Origin of the sequence: Cellulosimicrobium sp. SH8 (assembly GCF_025818875.1) — a bacterium.
GTDB classification, from domain to species: Bacteria; Actinomycetota; Actinomycetes; order Actinomycetales; family Cellulomonadaceae; genus Cellulosimicrobium; species Cellulosimicrobium cellulans_D.
Window position 1 is genome coordinate 258,891 of record NZ_JAMXMH010000003.1, and the last position, 16,985, is coordinate 275,875.

A 16,985-nucleotide genomic window follows, 5' to 3' on the forward strand; every position below is an offset into this window, starting at 1 on the left:
GAGCTCGGATAGGATCGCGGTCGGCGTCGGCGGGCGCCCGTCGACGAGAGGTGAGGCCTGAGTGACCAGCCCGAACGGACCGCGATCAGCCCTCGTGCTCTCGTACTCGGTCATCGAGTCGGACCCGCGGGTCCGACGGCAGGTGGACTGGCTCACCGGTGCGGGATGGGCGGTCGACACGCTCGGGCTCGGCGGCCGACCGACCACGACCGTCAGGCAGCACTTCCTGCTCGAGGAGCCGTCCCGCTGGGTGACGACGCGATCCGGGGTGCTCGCGTCGCAGCTCCTGCTCCCGGCCAGGGTGCGGTTCCGGCGACAGATCGTCGACCGGATCCCGCGCGCCGCACGGGAGAGGCTGCGCTCCGGGCAGTACGACCTCGTCGTGTTCAACGAGACGGAGTTCGGCCCGCTCCTCGACGACCCGACCGTCTTCACGCCGGAGGCCCTGCAGGCACGGCTGCACCTGGACCTGCACGAGTACCACAACCCCGTCCAGCGACGTCAGACCCTCGGCGCACGGATCACCGGCCCGCACTACCGGTGGGTGCGGAGCTTCATCGGGCATCGCGCCTTCACGTCCCGCTCGGTCGTGAACGCCCCGATCGGTCGGCTCTACGTCGACGAGTTCGGCGTCGAGCCCCTGGTCCCGGTGCGCAACATCCCGCCGTTCGTCGACCAGGAGCCGAGCCCGGTCGACCCGGGCGAGATACGGCTGCTCTTCCACGGGCTCGCGTCGTGGAAGCGGGGGTTCGACGCGATCCTCGAGGCCATGACGGTGCTGCCCGAACGGTTCACCATGACGTTCATGCTCATGCCGAACCCGGCGGTCCACGCACGGCTCCGGGAGCAGGTCGACGCGCACCCGTCCCGTGACCGCATCCGGATCGTGCCTCCGGCGCCCATGCGCGAGCTGGCGCAGCGGATCAACGAGTACGACCTGGAGGTGATCTTCTACCGACCGCTCGAACGGAACCTCGAGTTCGCCCTCCCGAACAAGTTCTTCGAGGCGGTCCAGGGACGGCTGGGGGTCGTCGTCGGCGAGAGCCCGGCCATGGCCGAGCTCGTCCGCGAGCACGGGATCGGCGTGGTGGTCCCCGGCTTCGACGCCGCCGATCTCGCGACGGCGCTGGAGGGCCTCACGCCCGACGACGTCGTCCGCGTCAAGGCCGCGTCGGACCGCGCCGCCGACGTGCTCAACGCGGAGGTCGAGCGCGAGGCCTTCCTAGCCGCCGTCGAGAACGGCACCCGAGCCGGCTGAGCGTGCTGGCGTCGACGCACAGCCGCCCGCGACCGGTCAGTCTGCCCGTCGGGCCGGCCGGAGCCCCTCCACTGCTCGCTGCCAGACCGGCAGCTGCGCCTCCGCGGAGAGCTCGCGGGCGGCCGCGTCCGCGGCACGCTTCCAGCCGTCGACACGCTCGGGCGTCAGCTCGTCGATGACCGCGCGGATGGCGTCCGCGTCGAACCCGTCCGTCACCGCCCCGAGTCCGTGCTCCCGCACGAGGCGGGCCATCGCGGGCGTCGGTCCGACGACGACCCCGACGCGCGCCTGGACGTAGTCGAAGAACTTGTTCGGGAGCGCGAGCGCGTTGTTGGTGACGGTCGGGGGCAGGACGTGGATGCCGACGTCGTACGTGTTGACGAGCGCGAGGAGCTCGTCGTGCGGGACCGCGTCCTCGACACGCACTCGTCCGTCGGTCTCCTCGGCCAGCGCGCGGAGCTCCGCGACATAGCCGGGGTCGTTCCCCGTGAGGAAGAGGGTGAGTCGCACGTCCGCGGTCGATGCCGCCACCGCGTTCACCATGTTCTCGAGCCGCCTGCCCCGCAGCGACGCCCCGGGGTGGACGATCCGGACGGGGTCTGCGACCGGGGTCGGCTCCATGGCGACGTACGAGGGCGAGTTCGTCACGACGCCGAGCTCGAGCGCGAAGGGTCGGTAGGCCTCGGCCACGCTCGCCCCGACGGTCGTGAGTGAGCCCGCGCGGGGTGCATACCGCCGGATCAACCACTCCAGGTAGGGCTGACGCACCCGCACCCAGCGAGGATTGTCGTCGTGCAGTCCCGGGTAGAACTCGTGCAGGTCCCCGTGCACGCTGCTCCCCGGGGCGAGCCGGAGCGCGATCGGCAGGCTCTCGATGTCGTTCGCGAGGATGCGGGCCGGCCGCTCCCGGCGGAGCGCCCGCCGCGCGGAACGCACGGCGGGCTGGCTCCAGTAGAGGAGCCGGTAGGCGTGCAGGCGCAGGAGCAGGGCCTCGACGTAGAACCGCGCCCGTCGGCGCCAGCCGACCGACGGCGGCACCCGGAGCTCGATGTGCCGCTCCGCACCAGGTACCGGCGGCCCCCACCCCGCCGTGACCACACGGTACGTCTCGGCGAACAGCGCGATCTGGCGGCGCAGCCGGGCGTCCTGCTCCAGCCGGGAGAAGGAGAGGATGAGCAGGGTGTCCGTCGTGGCGGTCATGGTTCGCCTCGCCGCCTAGACGAGGCCCGCGAGGCTGGCCTGTTGGTGGAACGCCGGGCTCACGGCCACGACGTCGTCGAACGTCCCCGACGCGACGATCTCCCCCGACTCCATGTAGAGGATCTGGTCCGCGTCCCGGATCGTGGAGAGCCGGTGCGCGACCGAGATCACCGTGATCTCGCCGGCGAGCTCGTTGATCGCCGCCGCCACGTCCGCCTCCGTCTTCGTGTCGAGGGCGCTCGTCGCCTCGTCGAGCACGACCACGAGCGGGTCCGAGTACAGCGCCCGCGCGATCCCCAGTCGCTGCCTCTGGCCGCCGGAGAGCGCCAGCCCTCCCTCTCCGATCCGCTCGTCGATCCCTCGGGATCGAGCGGTCACGGCGTCCCAGAGCTGGGCACGCCGCAGGGCCCGCTCGACCCTGTCGCGATCGAAGTCGCCGCCCCAGGTCAGGGCGACGTTCTGGGCGATCGAGCCGTCGAACAGCGCGACGGCCTGTGGCACGTACCCGACGTGGCGGCGCCACTCGGAGGGTCGTTGGGCGTGGGCCCCGCCTCCGAACGAGACGGTCCCACCGCTCGGTTCGAGCAACCCGAGGAGGATGTCCACCAGCGTCGACTTGCCAGCACCGGAAGCACCGACGATCCCGACCGTCGAACCGAACGGGATCGTCAGCTCGACGTCCCGCAGAGCCGGCTCGGTCCCCGTCGGGTACGTGTAGGAGACGTCCCGCATCTCGATCGCCAGCGAGCTGGGGAGCGCGGGGCCCGCGTCGTCGTCCTCGGGGTTCGCGGTGGCACGCTCACGAGAGCGCTCGATGTCGCCGATGATCGTCCGGATGTAGGGGTCCGCCGAGACCGAGCTCGTGACGATCGACTGGAACGAGGTGATCGACGGCACCAGCCGGAAGCCGGCGATGCCGAACAGGGCGAGCGCGGAGACGGCCTCGGTCATGCCGCCCACGGCGAAGCCGACGCCCCCGGTCAGCACGAACCCGCCGATGACCGCCGCGTCGAGGACGAACCTCGGGACTGCCCTCAGGAAGTACAGGTTCGACCGTGCCCGGGAGGTCCGTGCACGGGTCGTGGCGACGGCCTGCGCGACCTCGTCCTCCTTCTCCCGGAGCGTGATCTCCTTGAGCGCCGCCATCATGCCGGTGAGAAGGCCGGCGACCTTGAGCGACGAGTCGCGGGCGACCCGCGCGGCCACCCGCGTGCGCCTCCCCAGCACGTAGTACTGGAGGACACCGATACCGCCGAGGTAGGCCAGCGTGATCGCCGCCGTGAACGGCTGCTGGAGGAAGATGATGACGACCACCCCGACGGCGGTGACGAGGAGGCCGGGCACCGTCGTCAGGGGCAGCAGCAGCCCACCCACGACGCTCGAGACCCCGCCGTCGGTGAGCTGGATGACCCTCGGCGTGCTGATGTTGATCCGCTCGGTCCACGGCGAGTGGATGTAGGACCGGAAGAGGTGGTCGCCGACCGAGAGCTCGAAGCCCGCGAAGTGACGTGTCGCCTTCCACTGAAGGGCCACGCCCATCGCGGACTTGAGCAGGACGACGCCCGAGAGGACCACGATCAACGCCGGCACGGAGCTGATCGGGATCGTCCCGATCAAGGGGATCGTGAAGTCGCCCCCGGTGACCGCCGCCGCGAGGACGCTGGAGAGCAGCATGAGCGCCACGACGTCGAGCACGGAGAGGAACGCCGACCCGATGGAGAAGATGATGAGGAAGCGCTGCGCACTGCGGGGCAGGTAGGGCGAGATCGACCGGTACTGGTCGAGAAGTCGCTTCATCGTGCCACCACCGTGCCGTAGAGCTCGTTCGCCCGGGCGAACTCGTGCTCCCACGTCATCTCCGGCGCGGCACGGCGAGCGGCCTCGCGGTAGCCGTCTCCCGCCGCGAGCACGTCGGAGACCGCCCGGGCGAGCGCGGCGACGTCACGCGCCGGAGCGACGACCCCGATCCCGAGCGAGGTGACGACCGCGGCCACGTCCTCGGCGTCGGAGGCGACGACGGGCAACCCCGCCTGGATCGACTGGAACAGCTTGTTGGGCAGGCTGTAGATCGAGTTGAGGCTCACGGGCTGCGGGTAGACGACCGACACGTCGGCGTCGGAGATCGCCGTGGGCACCTCGTCGGACTCCACGGGGTCGACGAACCTCACCCGGTCGGCCACCCCGTGCTCTCGTGCCACGGAGGCGATGTGGTCCCGGGAGCGCTGAGGTGCCGGGCCGATCAGGGCGAGATAGACGTCGTCGGGAAGGAGCGCCAACGCCTTGACCGTCTCGGCGACACCGCGTGCCGGTCCGATGAGTCCGACGTGGACGACGAGGCGGGCGCCCTCGGGAACGTCGGCGGCGGATCGCAGGATCCCACGGCTCCCCGGCACCGGCAGCGAGGCGGCCAGCGGCACGTTCCGGACCAGCGTCGGCTGCGTGTCGAGGGAGAAGCGGTCGGTCATCCAGCGCTGGATCCCCTGGGAGACGGTGATGGTCCCGGCCCACCGAGAGGAGGCCCGGTCGAGGATCCACCGGTAGTAGGCGGCGATCCTGGGGGGCAGGGTCTGCGCCTCCCAGATCTCGTGCGCGTCGTAGACGAACGGCCTCCGCGTCACGAGGCGCACCAGGATGGCGGCGAAGAGCGTGTCGGCGTCGTGGGCGTGGACGAGGTCGGGCTTCCACCGACGGATCGCCACCGCGGCGCGCAGTGCGAACGTCCACTGCCGCAGCCCCAGCTGGAGCCATCGGCGCCGCGACTTCGGCCCGGGCTTGACCCGGTCTGCGGTGCGCTGGCGCGGGCCGAGACGGACGATCACGCCGCCGCTCGGCCGACGTTCCTCACCTGGAGGAAAGCGGGACACACCGCCGCCCACGGCGAAGAGCCGCGCTTCGTGGCCGTTCGCGGCGGCCGAGTCGAGGTACTTCAGGACCCGCGCGTCGCCATGGGTGTCGTTGTGGACGATGTACGCGATGCGCATGTGTCTCCAGGGAAGAGTTCGAGAACCGGGCGAGTCTACCGAAGCGCACCGCTCGTCCCCGAAACTCGCGGGACGTGACGGACGCTCGGGATCACCGCCGTGAGAGGACCGAGGCGACCATGAACCGCAGGGGGGCCTCCCGGGCGAGGAGGCGGGACGGGTCACGTGTCAGCAGTGCTGCCGGGCTGCGGAAGCGACGGCGTGCGACGCCGCGCGCGAAGAGGACCTCCACGGGTGTTCCCAGGTCCAGCACCGCGTCCAGCACACGACGGTCGGCGATCGAGAGGACACGTTCCGCACCGGGAGCGAGGTCGAGGATCTGCCGCGTCACCGCGCGCAGGTCGGCGCGTTCCTGGGCCGTCCAGAACGCAGGGTCCGGGCGGTTGTGCACCGCCCCGAAGACCTGGACGCGCAAGAACTTCACCGCGTACGAGGCCCTCTCCCGCGGACCCAACCCCACGAACCGCGAGTCCTCCAGCAGGCTCTCCAGGTAGGTGAACTCTTCGGCGACGGGCTTGGGCCGGAAGGTCACCCGGTCGGAGGCGTCCGCCCCGATGACGTACGCGGGACCGGTACGGTCGTAGCTGATCCGTCGGCGCGAGAACCAGATCGAGAGCACGAACGCGATGTCGCCGCCGACCGGTGCCCCCTCCGTGAGTCGCAGCGTGGGGAAGGCCGCACGCCGGACGATGCCGAGCGGTGCGCTGCGATAGGCGAGCCGGTCGCGCGAGCCCTCGAGGAGGCGGGTCCGCCACGGCCGCACCGGCGGTGTCGGGACGTACGCGCCGGAGGCGTGCCGCAGGTGCGTCACCACCATGTCGGCGTCGTCGGCCCGCTGCCGCGCCACCCAGGAGTCGACCGCTCCCGGTTCGAGCAGATCGTCGGAACCCATGATCGCGACGAAGGGCGCCGTGGCCTCGTCCAGCCCCCGGTTGAAGGGACCCGACGGTGAACGCAGCCCGTCTCGATGCTCGATCGTGCGCACCCGGGGGTCGTCGACCAGCGCACCCAGCTTCTCCGCGATCGGGCCCGCGTCGATGTTGTGGCAGACGACCGTGACCCGCAGCGGGGTGCGTGTGTGGGCGAGCACCGACGCCACCGCACGCTCGACGGGACGCGCCGTGCTGTGGACGGCGACGACGAGGTCGACGACGGGATCGGACGACAGCTCTGCCACTGCTCCTCCTGCTCGATCGTTCGTGGTGCCGACACCGGGCGGTGCGGCACGGCGTCGCTGCGCCGGACGGCTCACGGACCCAGCAGGAACGCGCGAAGCGCCGCCGCGGAGAGCGTCCCGTCGTGCACGGACGCGACGAAACCGGGTCCCGCAGCAGCCTTCGTCCGGTAGGTCTCGCGGTCCTCCGCGATCTCGAGGAGGACGTCCCGCAGGGTGTCGGGCGTCGCCTCGACCACCGGCAGGTCCCGGCCCGTGGCGTCACGGACGTGGTCGCGCACCGACGACGTGACGTGCCCGACCACCACCCTCCCGGACGCCATGGCCTCGCACGCGGCGACACCGTAGCTGCCGACACGGAACTGGTCGAGGACCACGTCGGCACGCGCGTAGACGGCCGGCATCTGCGACGCCGGCACCCCCTGCACGTGCTCGTAGTCCAGGACGCCCTCCGCGGCGAGCCGTTCGAGCACCGGGTTGATGAGGTTCGTCCCCTTCACGGCCGAGCTGCTCGGGACGTGGACGACGCGAAGGCGGGTCCGTTCGAGCGCGTCCGCCTCGGCGTGCCAGCGGTCGCCGTCGACCACGACGGGGCACCAGGTCGCCGCCGGGACGTCCTCCAGCAGGTCCGGTGTCGAGACGAAGACGGGGGCACCCAGGGCGGCGAGGCCGGCGAGGTTGCGACGGGCGGTCTCCTCCAGCACGTCGAAGCGCGGGTCCTCGTGGAACGGCGACCACGGGCTGGCCGCCCGGTGTCGGCTCGGCAGCCGCACGTCGGTCCCGTGGCACATCATCGCCACGCCCAGGCCCGTCTCGCGCAGCATCCGCGCCTCGGTGAAGGCGTCGCCGCCGTGGAGCCGACCGAAGAGGGGACGCTCCGCCTCGAACATCACGTGCGTGAACCTCCGCACGTATCCCTCCCGCTCCTGCTGCCACCGCCGGCTCATCAGATAGGTGGCGATGGGCACGCTGTCGTCGGCCGGGAAGCGGAAGCCGTGGTCAGCCTCTGCGACCATGTTGACCGCGCCGACCCCGTCGAGCTCGCGCTCCACGGCCCGGCACCAGAGGTACCCCTGACCCGCGTAGTTCGTGGGTGCCACGTAGAGCCGCACGGACCCCTCCGGCACCCGGGGCGGCGGGGCGACAGCGCCACCGACGGCCACGCCCCCGAGTCGCTGGACCGCGCGCCCGAGCGGCCCCGTGCCGGGTGCCACCAGCCGGTCGATCATCGCGTTGACACGCCGTGGCAGCCGGGAGCGTTTCGCCACCAGGCTGCTGACGAGCTTGTTGACCACGCTCACGGCCGTCTCCCCTCGACTCCCGTCGTCGGCACGCCGGCCGCGGGGCAGGGACGCTCGACGGCGCGCGAGCCACCACGGGTGTCGTGGTCAACCATCAGGGCGGTACGCATGGCGCTCCAGGTCACGGATCAGGAACCGGGTGAGTCTACCGAGACGGGGAGCCAGGGCTGGACAAGAACGGCTCCAGCGCTCGGGCGGACGCGCGGCCGTCGTGGAGAACCTGGACGAACCCGGGGCCACGAGCGGCCGTCGCGCGCGCGTCCTCCCGTCGGTCCAGGACGTCGAGCAGCACCGCACGGAGGGTGTCGCCCGTCGCCTCGATCACGGGAAGATCCTGTCCTGCTGCGCGCCCCGCGACCGAGCGCGACTGGTCGGACACGTGCGAGACGACCACCCGGCCGGCGGCCATCGCCTCGCACGCCGCCACACCGTAGATCCCCATGCGGAGCTGGTCGACGACGACGTCCGACTCGCGGTACAGCCTGAGCATCCCGTCCCGGTCGAGACCTGTGGCCTGGCGATACTCGACGAGCCCGTCCCGTTCGAGCTCCCGGAGCACCGGCTCGACGAGGTCGGTTCCCTTGAGCACAGCGCGGCTCGGCGCGTGCACGACGACCGGGACGTCGCGCTCGAGCGGCGTCCCGGGCGCCCTCCACCGCTCGACGTCCACCGTCACGGGGAGCCATGTCGCCCACGGGACGTCGAGCAGCAGGTCGGGTGTGGAGACGAACGCCGGGACGCCGTCCTCGTGGAGGCGTCGAAGCAGGTCCAGGTTGCGCTCGGCGCGGGCCTGCAGCAGCGGGGTGTCACGGTAGGACTCGAGCAGGAACGGCGACCAGGGGTCGCGCGCCGCGTGAGCGCTCGGCAGGCGGACGTCGCTGCCGTGGCAGAGAGTCGCCACGGCGGCGCCGGAGTCGCGCAGCTCGCGGATCTCCCCCGTCACGCCGCGGCCGAGCGCTGGGAACAGGGGGAGCTGCGACTCGACGATCACGTGGCTGAAGCGCCGTACCGCCCTGAGCTGGGCGACCTGCCATGCCCTCGACCCGCGCAACGGGAACGGAGCGTCGACGTCGGCGGGGAAAGGCAAGGATCGCCGGTAGGTCATGTTGCGCGCACCGACCCCGTCGAGGAACTTCTCGGCGGACCGCGCCCATTCCCAGCCCTGTCCCGCCGAGTTCGCCGGGCCGACGAAGAGACGCACAGGAGTCCTGGGGACCTGTACGCGCGGGACGACGGCGCCCCGGCGCCCTCTCGCCCGGACGACCCGCAGGAAGAGGGCCGGCGGGAGCCACGAGGTGATCCACCACGCGGCCCGACGGATCAGCGAGGGCGGACGACCGTTCACGGCGAGCCCGGCGGAACGACGTGGATGCGGGCACGCAGGGCGTCAGGGCCGTGATCGGTGCGTCGCACGACGGATCCCCTCCCCCGCGCGTCGCCGGAGCCGGGAACCCACCACACCGAGGACCGACCGAGCGGCGATCACGGACGTCGAGCGCACCGAGAGGTGCTCCTCGGCCCACGCCGCGACCCGGAGCCGCTCGTCGTCCGACGGCGGCGCCTCGAGCATCTCCACCAGTGCGCGCGCGACCGCGTCGGATGCGTGGGGGACCACCCGGCCCGCGGTCGCCCGCTCGATGATCAGTCCTACCGGACCGGGTCCGGCCTGCAGCACCGGCGTACCGACGGCCATCGCCGCGAGCGCCTTGGTGGGGATCGCGAACTCGTACCCCGACTCGGGCCGGATGCTCGAGAGCGCGACGTCGGCACCGCGGAGCCAGCGGGCGGCCTGGGCAGCGGGTTGCTGCGGCAGGAACGTCACGCTCGCTCCGCCGTCGGGCATCGCGGCCGCCATCTCGGCGAGCCGGCCGTGCATGCTGCCTCGTCCGAGGAACACGAGGCGCGCGCCGGGGACCTCCTGCACGACGCCGGGCCAGGCCTCGAGGAAGACCTCGGCACCGTGCCACTCCGAGGCGTTGCCCGCGTACACGGCGAACGGGCCCCGGCCCTCGGGTGCGAGCGGCACGACCTCGGCGTTGAAGGTCGCTGTGTCGACGCCGTGCCGCACGATGGTCGTCCGAGGGGCGCCGAGCTGCGTCGCCCGCGCCTCGACCGCGTCCGTCACGGTGAGGACAGCCGACGCACCGCGCAGGGCGAAGCGCTCGAGCGCGCGCACGATGCCCACCACGAGCCGGGGCGCACCGGTCGACCCCGCCGCGTCCGAGACGATGTCGGCCGCGTAGTAGACGTACGGCACCCGTCGCAGGGCGCACACCAGGCGCACCACCGCCCCCGTGGTCGGCGGTGGCTCGGCCACGACCACGTCGGGCCGTCGGCCCGCGAGCAGGCGGAGGAAGAGGGGCGCGTCGAAGCTCAGGTACGGCACGTATCCCCGGACGTACCCGCTGGCGTCCCGGAGCACGGGGCGGCGCCGCACCCGGACTCGCTCGTGCTCCGGGCCCGAGCCCATCGACGCGGGCACCGAGGCCGTCACGACGGTGACCTCCGCCCCTTCGTCCGCGAGTGCCGAGGCGAGCGCAGCGAGGCGGAAGGACGCCGCGGCCGGCTCAGGCAGGAAGATCCGCGACGCGATCGTGACGCGGGCCGTCCGCCCCGCGCGGCGAACGTCGTCGCCCTCGCCGCGGAGCTCCTTCTCGGGGCTCATCCCTCGTCGAACGGGGCGAGCGTCGGGGTGTCGGGGCTCTCCTGGATGTCGAGCTGCAACGACGACACGAGCATCTGGACGCCGAGCACGAAGGGGGTCACCGCCAGGAGGACCGTGCCGGCCGTGGCGGGCGGGGAGTCCCAGGTCGCGGCGATGATCCAGATGCCCGCGGCGACGCCCAGGAGCGTGAGGAGGAGGCCCGAGAACAGCAGCAGAGCGACCGCCGAGAACGACCAGAGGACGTACCGGTACCAGATCCGGTACCAGTACCCGCGGAAGAGCAGGCTGAGCAGCTCGGGGACCACCTTGCCGAGGCGGATGCTCGACACCTCGTTGCCGTACACCGCCGGGATCGGGACGTCGACGGCCGCCGTGCCCGCGACGTTCAGGTGGATCAGCAGGTCGTTCTCGAAGCTGTAGCGCTCGGCGACGCGGTCGAGCGCGAGCTTCTCGAGCACCGACGTCCGGATGGCCGTGTAGCCGTTCTGCGGGTCGAAGAGGTGCCAGTACCCCGACGCGAACTTCGTCAGGAACGAGAGCACGATGTTCCCGAACACGCGGTACCGCGGCATCCCCGTGTACGAGTCGGGGCGGAAGAACCGGTTCGCCTTCGCGAACCCGTAGCCGCCGGACGTCACCGGGTCGAGGAGGTCGGGCAGGTAGTTCGGGTCCATCTGGGCGTCGCCCGCCATGATGACGTTGACGTCCGAGCCCAGCTCCATCGCGGTGCGGTGCCCGGTGATGATGGCCCCGCCGACGCCCTTGTTCACCTCGTGGCGCACGAGCGTGACGCGCGGGTCGTCCAGCGCCTTCACGGCGTCGGACGTCCCGTCGGGGCTGCAGTCGTCCACGATGACGATGTCGTCGACGAAGTCCGGCATCGTGGTGACGACCGTCGCGATCATCGCCTCCTCACGATAGGCCGGCACGACGGCGGCGATCCGCGCGCCCTTGTACATCCTCAGCTCTCCTTGTGGTCGTGCTCGACGGGCAACGGGGGCCCTGCTCGGTCGTCTGCGGGCGAGGTGGGCGCAGCGCGCCCACCGAAGACCCAGTAGCGGTAGGCGAAGTAGTTCCAGACGGTCTGCGCGACGGTGACCGCGACCTTGCCGACGGCAAAACCCCAACCGAGGTGCTCGAAGACACCGACCACCGCGATGTTCGCGAGCGAGTTCGCCGCCAGGAGGACGCCGTACCGCCACAGCGCCGGCCCGGTCGGCATCGCACCGCCGAAGGCGTAGCGCCGCTGGAGCGTGAAGTTGAACGCGAAGCTCCCCCAGAACCCGACCGCCGTCGCGAGCCACAGCGGCGCGCCCAGCACCCGGTAGGTCAGAGCCAGCAGCCCGAGGTCGAGGAGGAAGGCGAAGCCGCCCACCAGCAGGTAGCGGAACGCCGAGTGCTCGAGCACTGTCCGCACGACGCCTGCCAGGGTTCCCCCTCGTCTCGGGTCGGGCACCGCGCCCGACGACGCCCCAGGGTACCTGCCCGCCGGGCGCCCTCCCGTCACCCGACCTACCGTGGATCGGACCGAGGGCTACGGAGGTCACCCATGGGCGCACGGAAGAGGATGACGGCGTCGTTGCTGGCGGCCGTCCTGGTCGGGACGTCGTTCGTCGCGCAGTCCGTCGCCGCGCACGCGGACACGCTCACCCAGGAACGGGTGGTCCTCGGCACCGGCACGACCGTCACGGTCGCGGGGCGAGGCTTCGGTCACGGCCGCGGGATGTCGCAGTGGGGGGCACGGGCGGCCGCTGCGCAGGGGGTGGGTTACCAGCAGATCCTCGACGCGTACTACCCCGGCACGACACGGGTCACCCAGGCAGCGAGCACGATCAGCGTCCTCATCAGCGGCGACACCGACAACGACGTCCGCATCCTCGCGGTCCCGGGCATGACGGCGAGCGACGCGGCCTCGACCGGCACCCCGATCAGCTTCGGCGGCGCGACGCCGCAGCAGTGGCGCATCGTGCGCGGCCCCGGCGGGTTCGTGCTGCACGGGCTCGTCGGCGGGTCCTGGCGGCAGTGGTCGCAAGGCGCCTCCCCCGGCTTCCTGAGCATCGCCGCGCCGTCGGGGTTCATCCGGCTGATCAGGCCCGACGGTACGCAGACGGACTACCGCGGCACCGTCCGGGCCGTCCCCTCCGGGACGAGCCCCGGGCAGCAGACCGTGAACGTGGTGGGCCTCGAGGACTACCTGCGCTCCGTCGTGCCGGCGGAGTCGCCGTCGAGCTGGCCGGCGGACGCGCTGCGGGCGCAGGCCGTCGCCGCGCGCACCTACGCGTCGTACGACCGCGCGCACCGGTCGGGCTCCTGGCAGACCTGCGACACCACCGCCTGCCAGGTCTACCCCGGGCACAAGAGCTTCACGTCCGCGGGGGTCGAGACGCGCCACCACGAGGCGGCCTCGACCGACGCCGCCGTCGCCGCGACCTCGGGGCAGGTGCGCCACCACGGCGGCAGTCTCGCCTTCACCCAGTTCGGCTCGTCGAACGGCGGCTGGAGCGCGGCAGGGTCCTTCCCCTACCTCCCGTCCCGACCGGACCCCTGGGACGCGCAGGGCAACCCCGTGCACGCGTGGAGCGTCTCGCTCCGGGCCTCGGACGTCGGCGCGCGGTACCCGCAGATTGGCTCGCCGCGCAGCATCGACGTCACGTCGCGGACCGGCGACGGCGAGTGGGGCGGGCGCGTGGTCCGGGTCGTCGTCACCGGATCGGCAGGCTCCGTCGCGCTCACGGGCGCGCAGTTCCGCAGCGCCTTCGGTCTGCGCTCCGACTGGTGGAAGCTCACCGGCACGAGCCGGCTCGACAGCGACTCCACCAACGACGGGCGCGTGGACGTCCTCGGCCAGTGGGCCGACGGCCGTCTCACGGCGTACCTCGGGGACGGCGACGGGCGGTTCGTCGGCAGCCGCCCGGCGGGTCACGACTGGCAGACGATGCTGCTCGCGGTCCGGGCCAACGACCTCGACCGCGACGGTCGCGACGACGTCCTCGCCGTCGACTCGGCCGGGCGACTGTGGCGCTACCCGACGACGGCGTCCGGGACGCTCGGCACCCGCGTCCAGGCCGGTCGCGGCTGGGGCGCCATGCGCTTCCTCGTCGCCCCGGGCGACGTAGGACGCGACGGGTCGGCCGACCTCCTCGCGGTCGACACGTCGGGACGGCTCTGGCTGTACCCGGGCCTGGGGAACGGCACCCTGGGCGACGCCGTGCTCGTCGGCAGCGGGTGGAACGCCATGACGTGGGTCGGTGGCGGCGGCGACTGGAACGGCGACGGCTGGTCGGACCTCCTCGCTGTCGACACGGGCGGGCGCCTCCTGCTCTACCGGGGCGACGGTGCGGGAGGGTTCACCCCTGTGCAGATCGGCTCCGGCTGGCGGGGCATGCGGTTGCTGACCCTGGTGAACGACTTCGGTCGCGACGGCGTGCCGGACCTGCTCGCGGCGGACTCGTCCGGCCGGTACTGGCTGTACCCGTGGACGGGATCACGGTTCGCCGGCCGTGTCCAGGTCGGCACCGGGTGGGGCGGGATCACCCGGACCCTGTAGGCGGGACCTACGAGACGTTCGCGCCGGACGGCGCGCTCGTCAGGGTCCGTGCCGCTCGGAAGCCGCCCGACCCGTTCCCCGGGTAGAGCACCAGGGAGCCCGCGCGGGACGCGACGAGGTCGGGCCGTCCGTCGCCATCGACGTCGCCCGCACCGACGACGTTCGACATCCCCTGCCACCCCGTCCCGACGACCGTCGACGACCCGAGCAGGGCGCCACCGTTCCCCGGATAGAGCAGGAGCCGACCGGTGCCCGCGTCGCGGGCGATGAGGTCGGGCGTCGCAGCGCCGCGCCAGTGACCGGCGTTGACGATGCGGTCGATGAACTGCGCACCCCGGGCGATGACGAGCGGGGTGCCGAACCCGCCTCGACCGTCGCCCGGGTAGAGCCAGATCTGGCCGGTCCCGCGCTGGAGCGCGATCAGCCCGGGCACGCCCGTGCCCAGCCAGTCCCCCGCACCGACCACCTGGGTCATCACGCCCCATCCCGTCCCGACGCGGGATCCCGCCGCGTTGAAGCTGCCGGTACTCGTCCCGACGTGGAGGTAGAGGTCGCCGTTCGAACGGCGCGTCATGAGGTCGGGCCGGCCGTCCCCGTTCCAGTCACCGGGGGCGATCGCCTCGACGACACCGGACCCCGAGACGCCCGTCCCGGCCACCCGGGAGAACGCGGCGCCCCCTCGGTAGTCGTACCGCAGCAGGGTGCCGTCACGTCGCACCGCGAAGAAGTCCTCGCCACGACCCGACCGTCCCGCCGGATGGACCACGCTGAAGCCGCCCCACCCGGTCCCGATGAGCGAGCGGCCGACGAGTCCGCCACCGCCGTCACCCACGTAGCGCCACAGGCGACCTTGGGTGTCGCGTGCGACGACGTCGGGCAGACCGTCGTCGTTGAGGTCGCCCGCGCCGACGATCGTCGACATCACGTCCCAGCCCGGGCCGACGAAGGTCCGCGTGCCCGAGAAGCCCCCACGGCCGTCGCCCACGTAGGTGTAGAGGTCGCCCCCGGCACGCGCGACGAGCGCGGGCCGACCGTCGCGCAGGTCGCCCACCATGGCGATCGTGCTCATGCCGTTCCAGCCGGCCCCGATCTTCCTCGCGGTCCCGAACCCACCGCGGCCGTCGCCCGGGTAGAGCCACAGGGACCCGTCGTGGCGTCGCATGATCAGGTCGTTGCGATCGTCTCCGTCCCAGTCCTGTCCGCCCACGATCAGGTTCGCCACGCCCCAGCCCGTGCCGATCCGCTGCTTGCCGGCCCACCCGCCGGAGGCCGTCCCCGGGTACAGCCACAGGTAGCCGGTGGCGGGGTCGATGAGCATGAGGTCAGGGTTGCCGTCGCCGTTCCAGTCCCCCGGGGCGATCACCCGCTCCCCGGGCCAGCCCGATCCCACCGTGCGGGTGGCTCCCCACCCGGCGTCGGGCGCGGTGAGCAACGAGATCGAGCCGGACGTCCGCGCCACCAGGTCGGGGTACCCGTCGAGCCCGACGTCGCGCCGCAGCGAGCGATCCGTCACAGGTCCCTGGCGGGACGCTGCCAGCGCGCGGACCTGCGGGAGCGCCGCGTACAGAGAGGCCCCGGGGCACGACGTCTGGCCGACGTCGCGGTGCCCCACCACGATGCTTCCCGCGGTGCCTCGCACCCCGTGGATGTCGAGCTTCCACGCGATGACGGCCGAGACGGCGTCGACGGCGGCCCAGGAGACCTGCGCGGCGTCGAAGTTCCCCATCACGGAGACACCGAAGCGCTGGGAGTTGACCCCGGACGCGTGCGCACCGACGATCCCCCGGTCGATCCCTCCGGCGCGCCCTTCCCAGATGCGCCCGTACTTGTCGACGAGGAAGTTGTACCCGATGTCGCCCCACCCGCGGGACTGCGCGTGGTACGCGTAGATGCCCCGGATGAGTGCCGGGACCTGGTCCGCGGTGTAGTCGTTCGACCCGGCCGTGTGGTGCACGACCGCGCCGACGACGTTGCCGGTCTGGGGCGTCCACGTCATCAGCCGCTCGTCGGCACCCCACTGGGCGCGCGAGTAGATCGCCGGACGGGTCGTGGCGGTGGGCAGAGCGGCTGCCGGTGCGGCGGCAGGCGTCGCGAGCGCGGAGGTCGTCGACCGTCCGAGCCCGCCCGCGCCGCCGCCGCTTCCTCCCGCGTCCGCTCCCGGATCGACGACCACCAGGACCGGGTCGACCGGGGCGGCCCCCTGGCCGGGCAGGACCCGCGCCTCGACCTCGTCGACGTCCCCGACGAACAGCGGCTCGGTACCGTCGCGCTGCTCCCCGGAGCCTCCGGTCTGCTCGGCATCCTCCGCGTGGACGTCGGTCCACCCGGTCCAGACGGTCCCGGTACGTGAACGCACCTCGACGACGACGTCGTCCCCTGCCGACCCGAGGTCCCAGGTGACGCCGACGACGGTCGTCGCACCGGTCGCCGGGCTGGTCGCGGACCAGGTCCCCTCCGGGCTCGTCGTGTCGTCGGCCGGGACCTCGGGGAGCACCTGCTCACCGGGCCCCTCGGCAGCGCCCGCTTCCGACGGCACCGGCGTCGTGGGGGCCTCTCCGGACGCGTCGACGGGTTCGAGCGGTGTCTCGTCGATCTCGGGGGCGACCGGTGCGGGCACGGCCACCGGGGCAGGTGCGACGTGCGGCGCCACCGAGGTCGCGGCCCGTGGCGCGGGGCTGGCTGCCCCTGCGGTGGTGCTGCCCGTCACCGCCGACGTCGCGGTCACCGCCAGCACCGTCAGGACGGTCGTCCACCTCTTGGTCATCGTGCTCACCCCGGTCGTCGCAGAGATCACCCAGGGCTTGCTCGCGCCCCGACGAACCCGGCCAGTATCACAAGGCGGGCACGTTCTCGCAGGAC

The 16,985-nt window shown here is 72.5% G+C and carries 12 protein-coding genes; 2 read left to right on the top strand and 10 right to left on the bottom strand.

Going from position 1 to position 16,985, the window contains the following annotated elements:
• The first annotated feature begins 61 nt into the window (after positions 1-61).
• Positions 62-1,258 (top strand): glycosyltransferase, encoded by a 1,197-nt coding sequence (locus NF338_RS06110; protein ID WP_264029959.1) that lies wholly within the window; start codon positions 62-64, stop codon positions 1,256-1,258.
• A 36-nt stretch (positions 1,259-1,294) separates the two neighbouring features.
• On the opposite strand, the gene NF338_RS06115 is transcribed toward NF338_RS06110, so the two are convergent.
• The 9 genes from NF338_RS06115 to NF338_RS06155 form a co-directional block, all read right to left on the bottom strand.
• Positions 1,295-2,458 carry a glycosyltransferase family 1 protein gene (locus NF338_RS06115; RefSeq protein WP_264029961.1) on the bottom strand — a complete coding sequence of 388 codons (1,164 nt, stop codon included), beginning with the start codon at positions 2,456-2,458 and terminating at the stop codon, positions 1,295-1,297.
• Between the two features lie 15 nt (positions 2,459-2,473).
• Positions 2,474-4,255 carry an ABC transporter ATP-binding protein gene (locus NF338_RS06120; protein WP_087469591.1) on the bottom strand — a complete coding sequence of 594 codons (1,782 nt, stop codon included), beginning with the start codon at positions 4,253-4,255 and terminating at the stop codon, positions 2,474-2,476.
• Positions 4,252-5,439: a glycosyltransferase gene (locus NF338_RS06125; RefSeq protein ID WP_204542717.1), complete on the bottom strand. Its 1,188-nt coding sequence runs from the start codon at positions 5,437-5,439 to the stop codon at positions 4,252-4,254. Before NF338_RS06125 ends, NF338_RS06120 begins: the two co-directional genes overlap by 4 nt.
• Before the next feature lie 91 nt (positions 5,440-5,530).
• Positions 5,531-6,616, bottom strand: coding sequence for a glycosyltransferase family 2 protein (locus tag NF338_RS06130; protein WP_264029962.1), 1,086 nt, complete (start codon positions 6,614-6,616; stop codon positions 5,531-5,533).
• Between the two features lie 71 nt (positions 6,617-6,687).
• The gene (locus tag NF338_RS06135) at positions 6,688-7,914 is read right to left on the bottom strand and encodes a glycosyltransferase (protein WP_264029963.1); all 1,227 of its coding nucleotides are present in this window, start codon (positions 7,912-7,914) and stop codon (positions 6,688-6,690) included.
• 145 nt (positions 7,915-8,059) lie between these two features.
• On the bottom strand, positions 8,060-9,115 hold the full coding sequence (locus tag NF338_RS06140; RefSeq protein ID WP_264029964.1) for a glycosyltransferase: 1,056 nt from the start codon (positions 9,113-9,115) through the stop codon (positions 8,060-8,062).
• Positions 9,116-9,301: 186 nt separating this feature from the next.
• Positions 9,302-10,579 (bottom strand): glycosyltransferase family 4 protein, encoded by a 1,278-nt coding sequence (locus tag NF338_RS06145; RefSeq protein ID WP_264029965.1) that lies wholly within the window; start codon positions 10,577-10,579, stop codon positions 9,302-9,304.
• Positions 10,576-11,538, bottom strand: a complete 963-nt coding sequence (locus tag NF338_RS06150; RefSeq protein WP_087469597.1) for a glycosyltransferase family 2 protein — start codon at positions 11,536-11,538, stop codon at positions 10,576-10,578. The genes NF338_RS06145 and NF338_RS06150 overlap by 4 nt, the downstream gene beginning before the upstream one ends.
• A 2-nt stretch (positions 11,539-11,540) precedes the next feature.
• Positions 11,541-11,996: a GtrA family protein gene (locus tag NF338_RS06155; protein ID WP_264029966.1), complete on the bottom strand. Its 456-nt coding sequence runs from the start codon at positions 11,994-11,996 to the stop codon at positions 11,541-11,543.
• Positions 11,997-12,128: 132 nt separating this feature from the next.
• Between NF338_RS06155 and NF338_RS06160 the strand changes: the two genes are divergently transcribed.
• Complete coding sequence (locus NF338_RS06160) at positions 12,129-14,126, top strand: SpoIID/LytB domain-containing protein (protein WP_264029967.1); 1,998 nt, start codon at positions 12,129-12,131, stop codon at positions 14,124-14,126.
• Positions 14,127-14,133: 7 nt separating this feature from the next.
• Here the strand turns inward: NF338_RS06160 and NF338_RS06165 are convergent, their stop codons facing one another.
• The gene (locus tag NF338_RS06165) at positions 14,134-16,890 is read right to left on the bottom strand and encodes an FG-GAP-like repeat-containing protein (RefSeq protein ID WP_264029968.1); all 2,757 of its coding nucleotides are present in this window, start codon (positions 16,888-16,890) and stop codon (positions 14,134-14,136) included.
• Between the last annotated feature and the right edge of the window lie 95 nt (positions 16,891-16,985).

Bases quoted from the DNA above. Each gene is read 5' to 3' on its own strand.
- NF338_RS06165 (WP_264029968.1), bottom strand. From the start codon at position 16,890: ATGACCAAGAGGTGGACGACCGTCCTGACGGTGCTGGCGGTGACCGCG.
- NF338_RS06145 (WP_264029965.1), bottom strand. From the start codon at position 10,579: ATGAGCCCCGAGAAGGAGCTCCGCGGCGAGGGCGACGACGTTCGCCGC.
- NF338_RS06150 (WP_087469597.1), bottom strand. From the start codon at position 11,538: ATGTACAAGGGCGCGCGGATCGCCGCCGTCGTGCCGGCCTATCGTGAG.
- NF338_RS06115 (WP_264029961.1), bottom strand. From the start codon at position 2,458: ATGACCGCCACGACGGACACCCTGCTCATCCTCTCCTTCTCCCGGCTG.
- NF338_RS06160 (WP_264029967.1), top strand. From the start codon at position 12,129: ATGGGCGCACGGAAGAGGATGACGGCGTCGTTGCTGGCGGCCGTCCTG.
- NF338_RS06120 (WP_087469591.1), bottom strand. From the start codon at position 4,255: ATGAAGCGACTTCTCGACCAGTACCGGTCGATCTCGCCCTACCTGCCC.
- NF338_RS06125 (WP_204542717.1), bottom strand. From the start codon at position 5,439: ATGCGCATCGCGTACATCGTCCACAACGACACCCATGGCGACGCGCGG.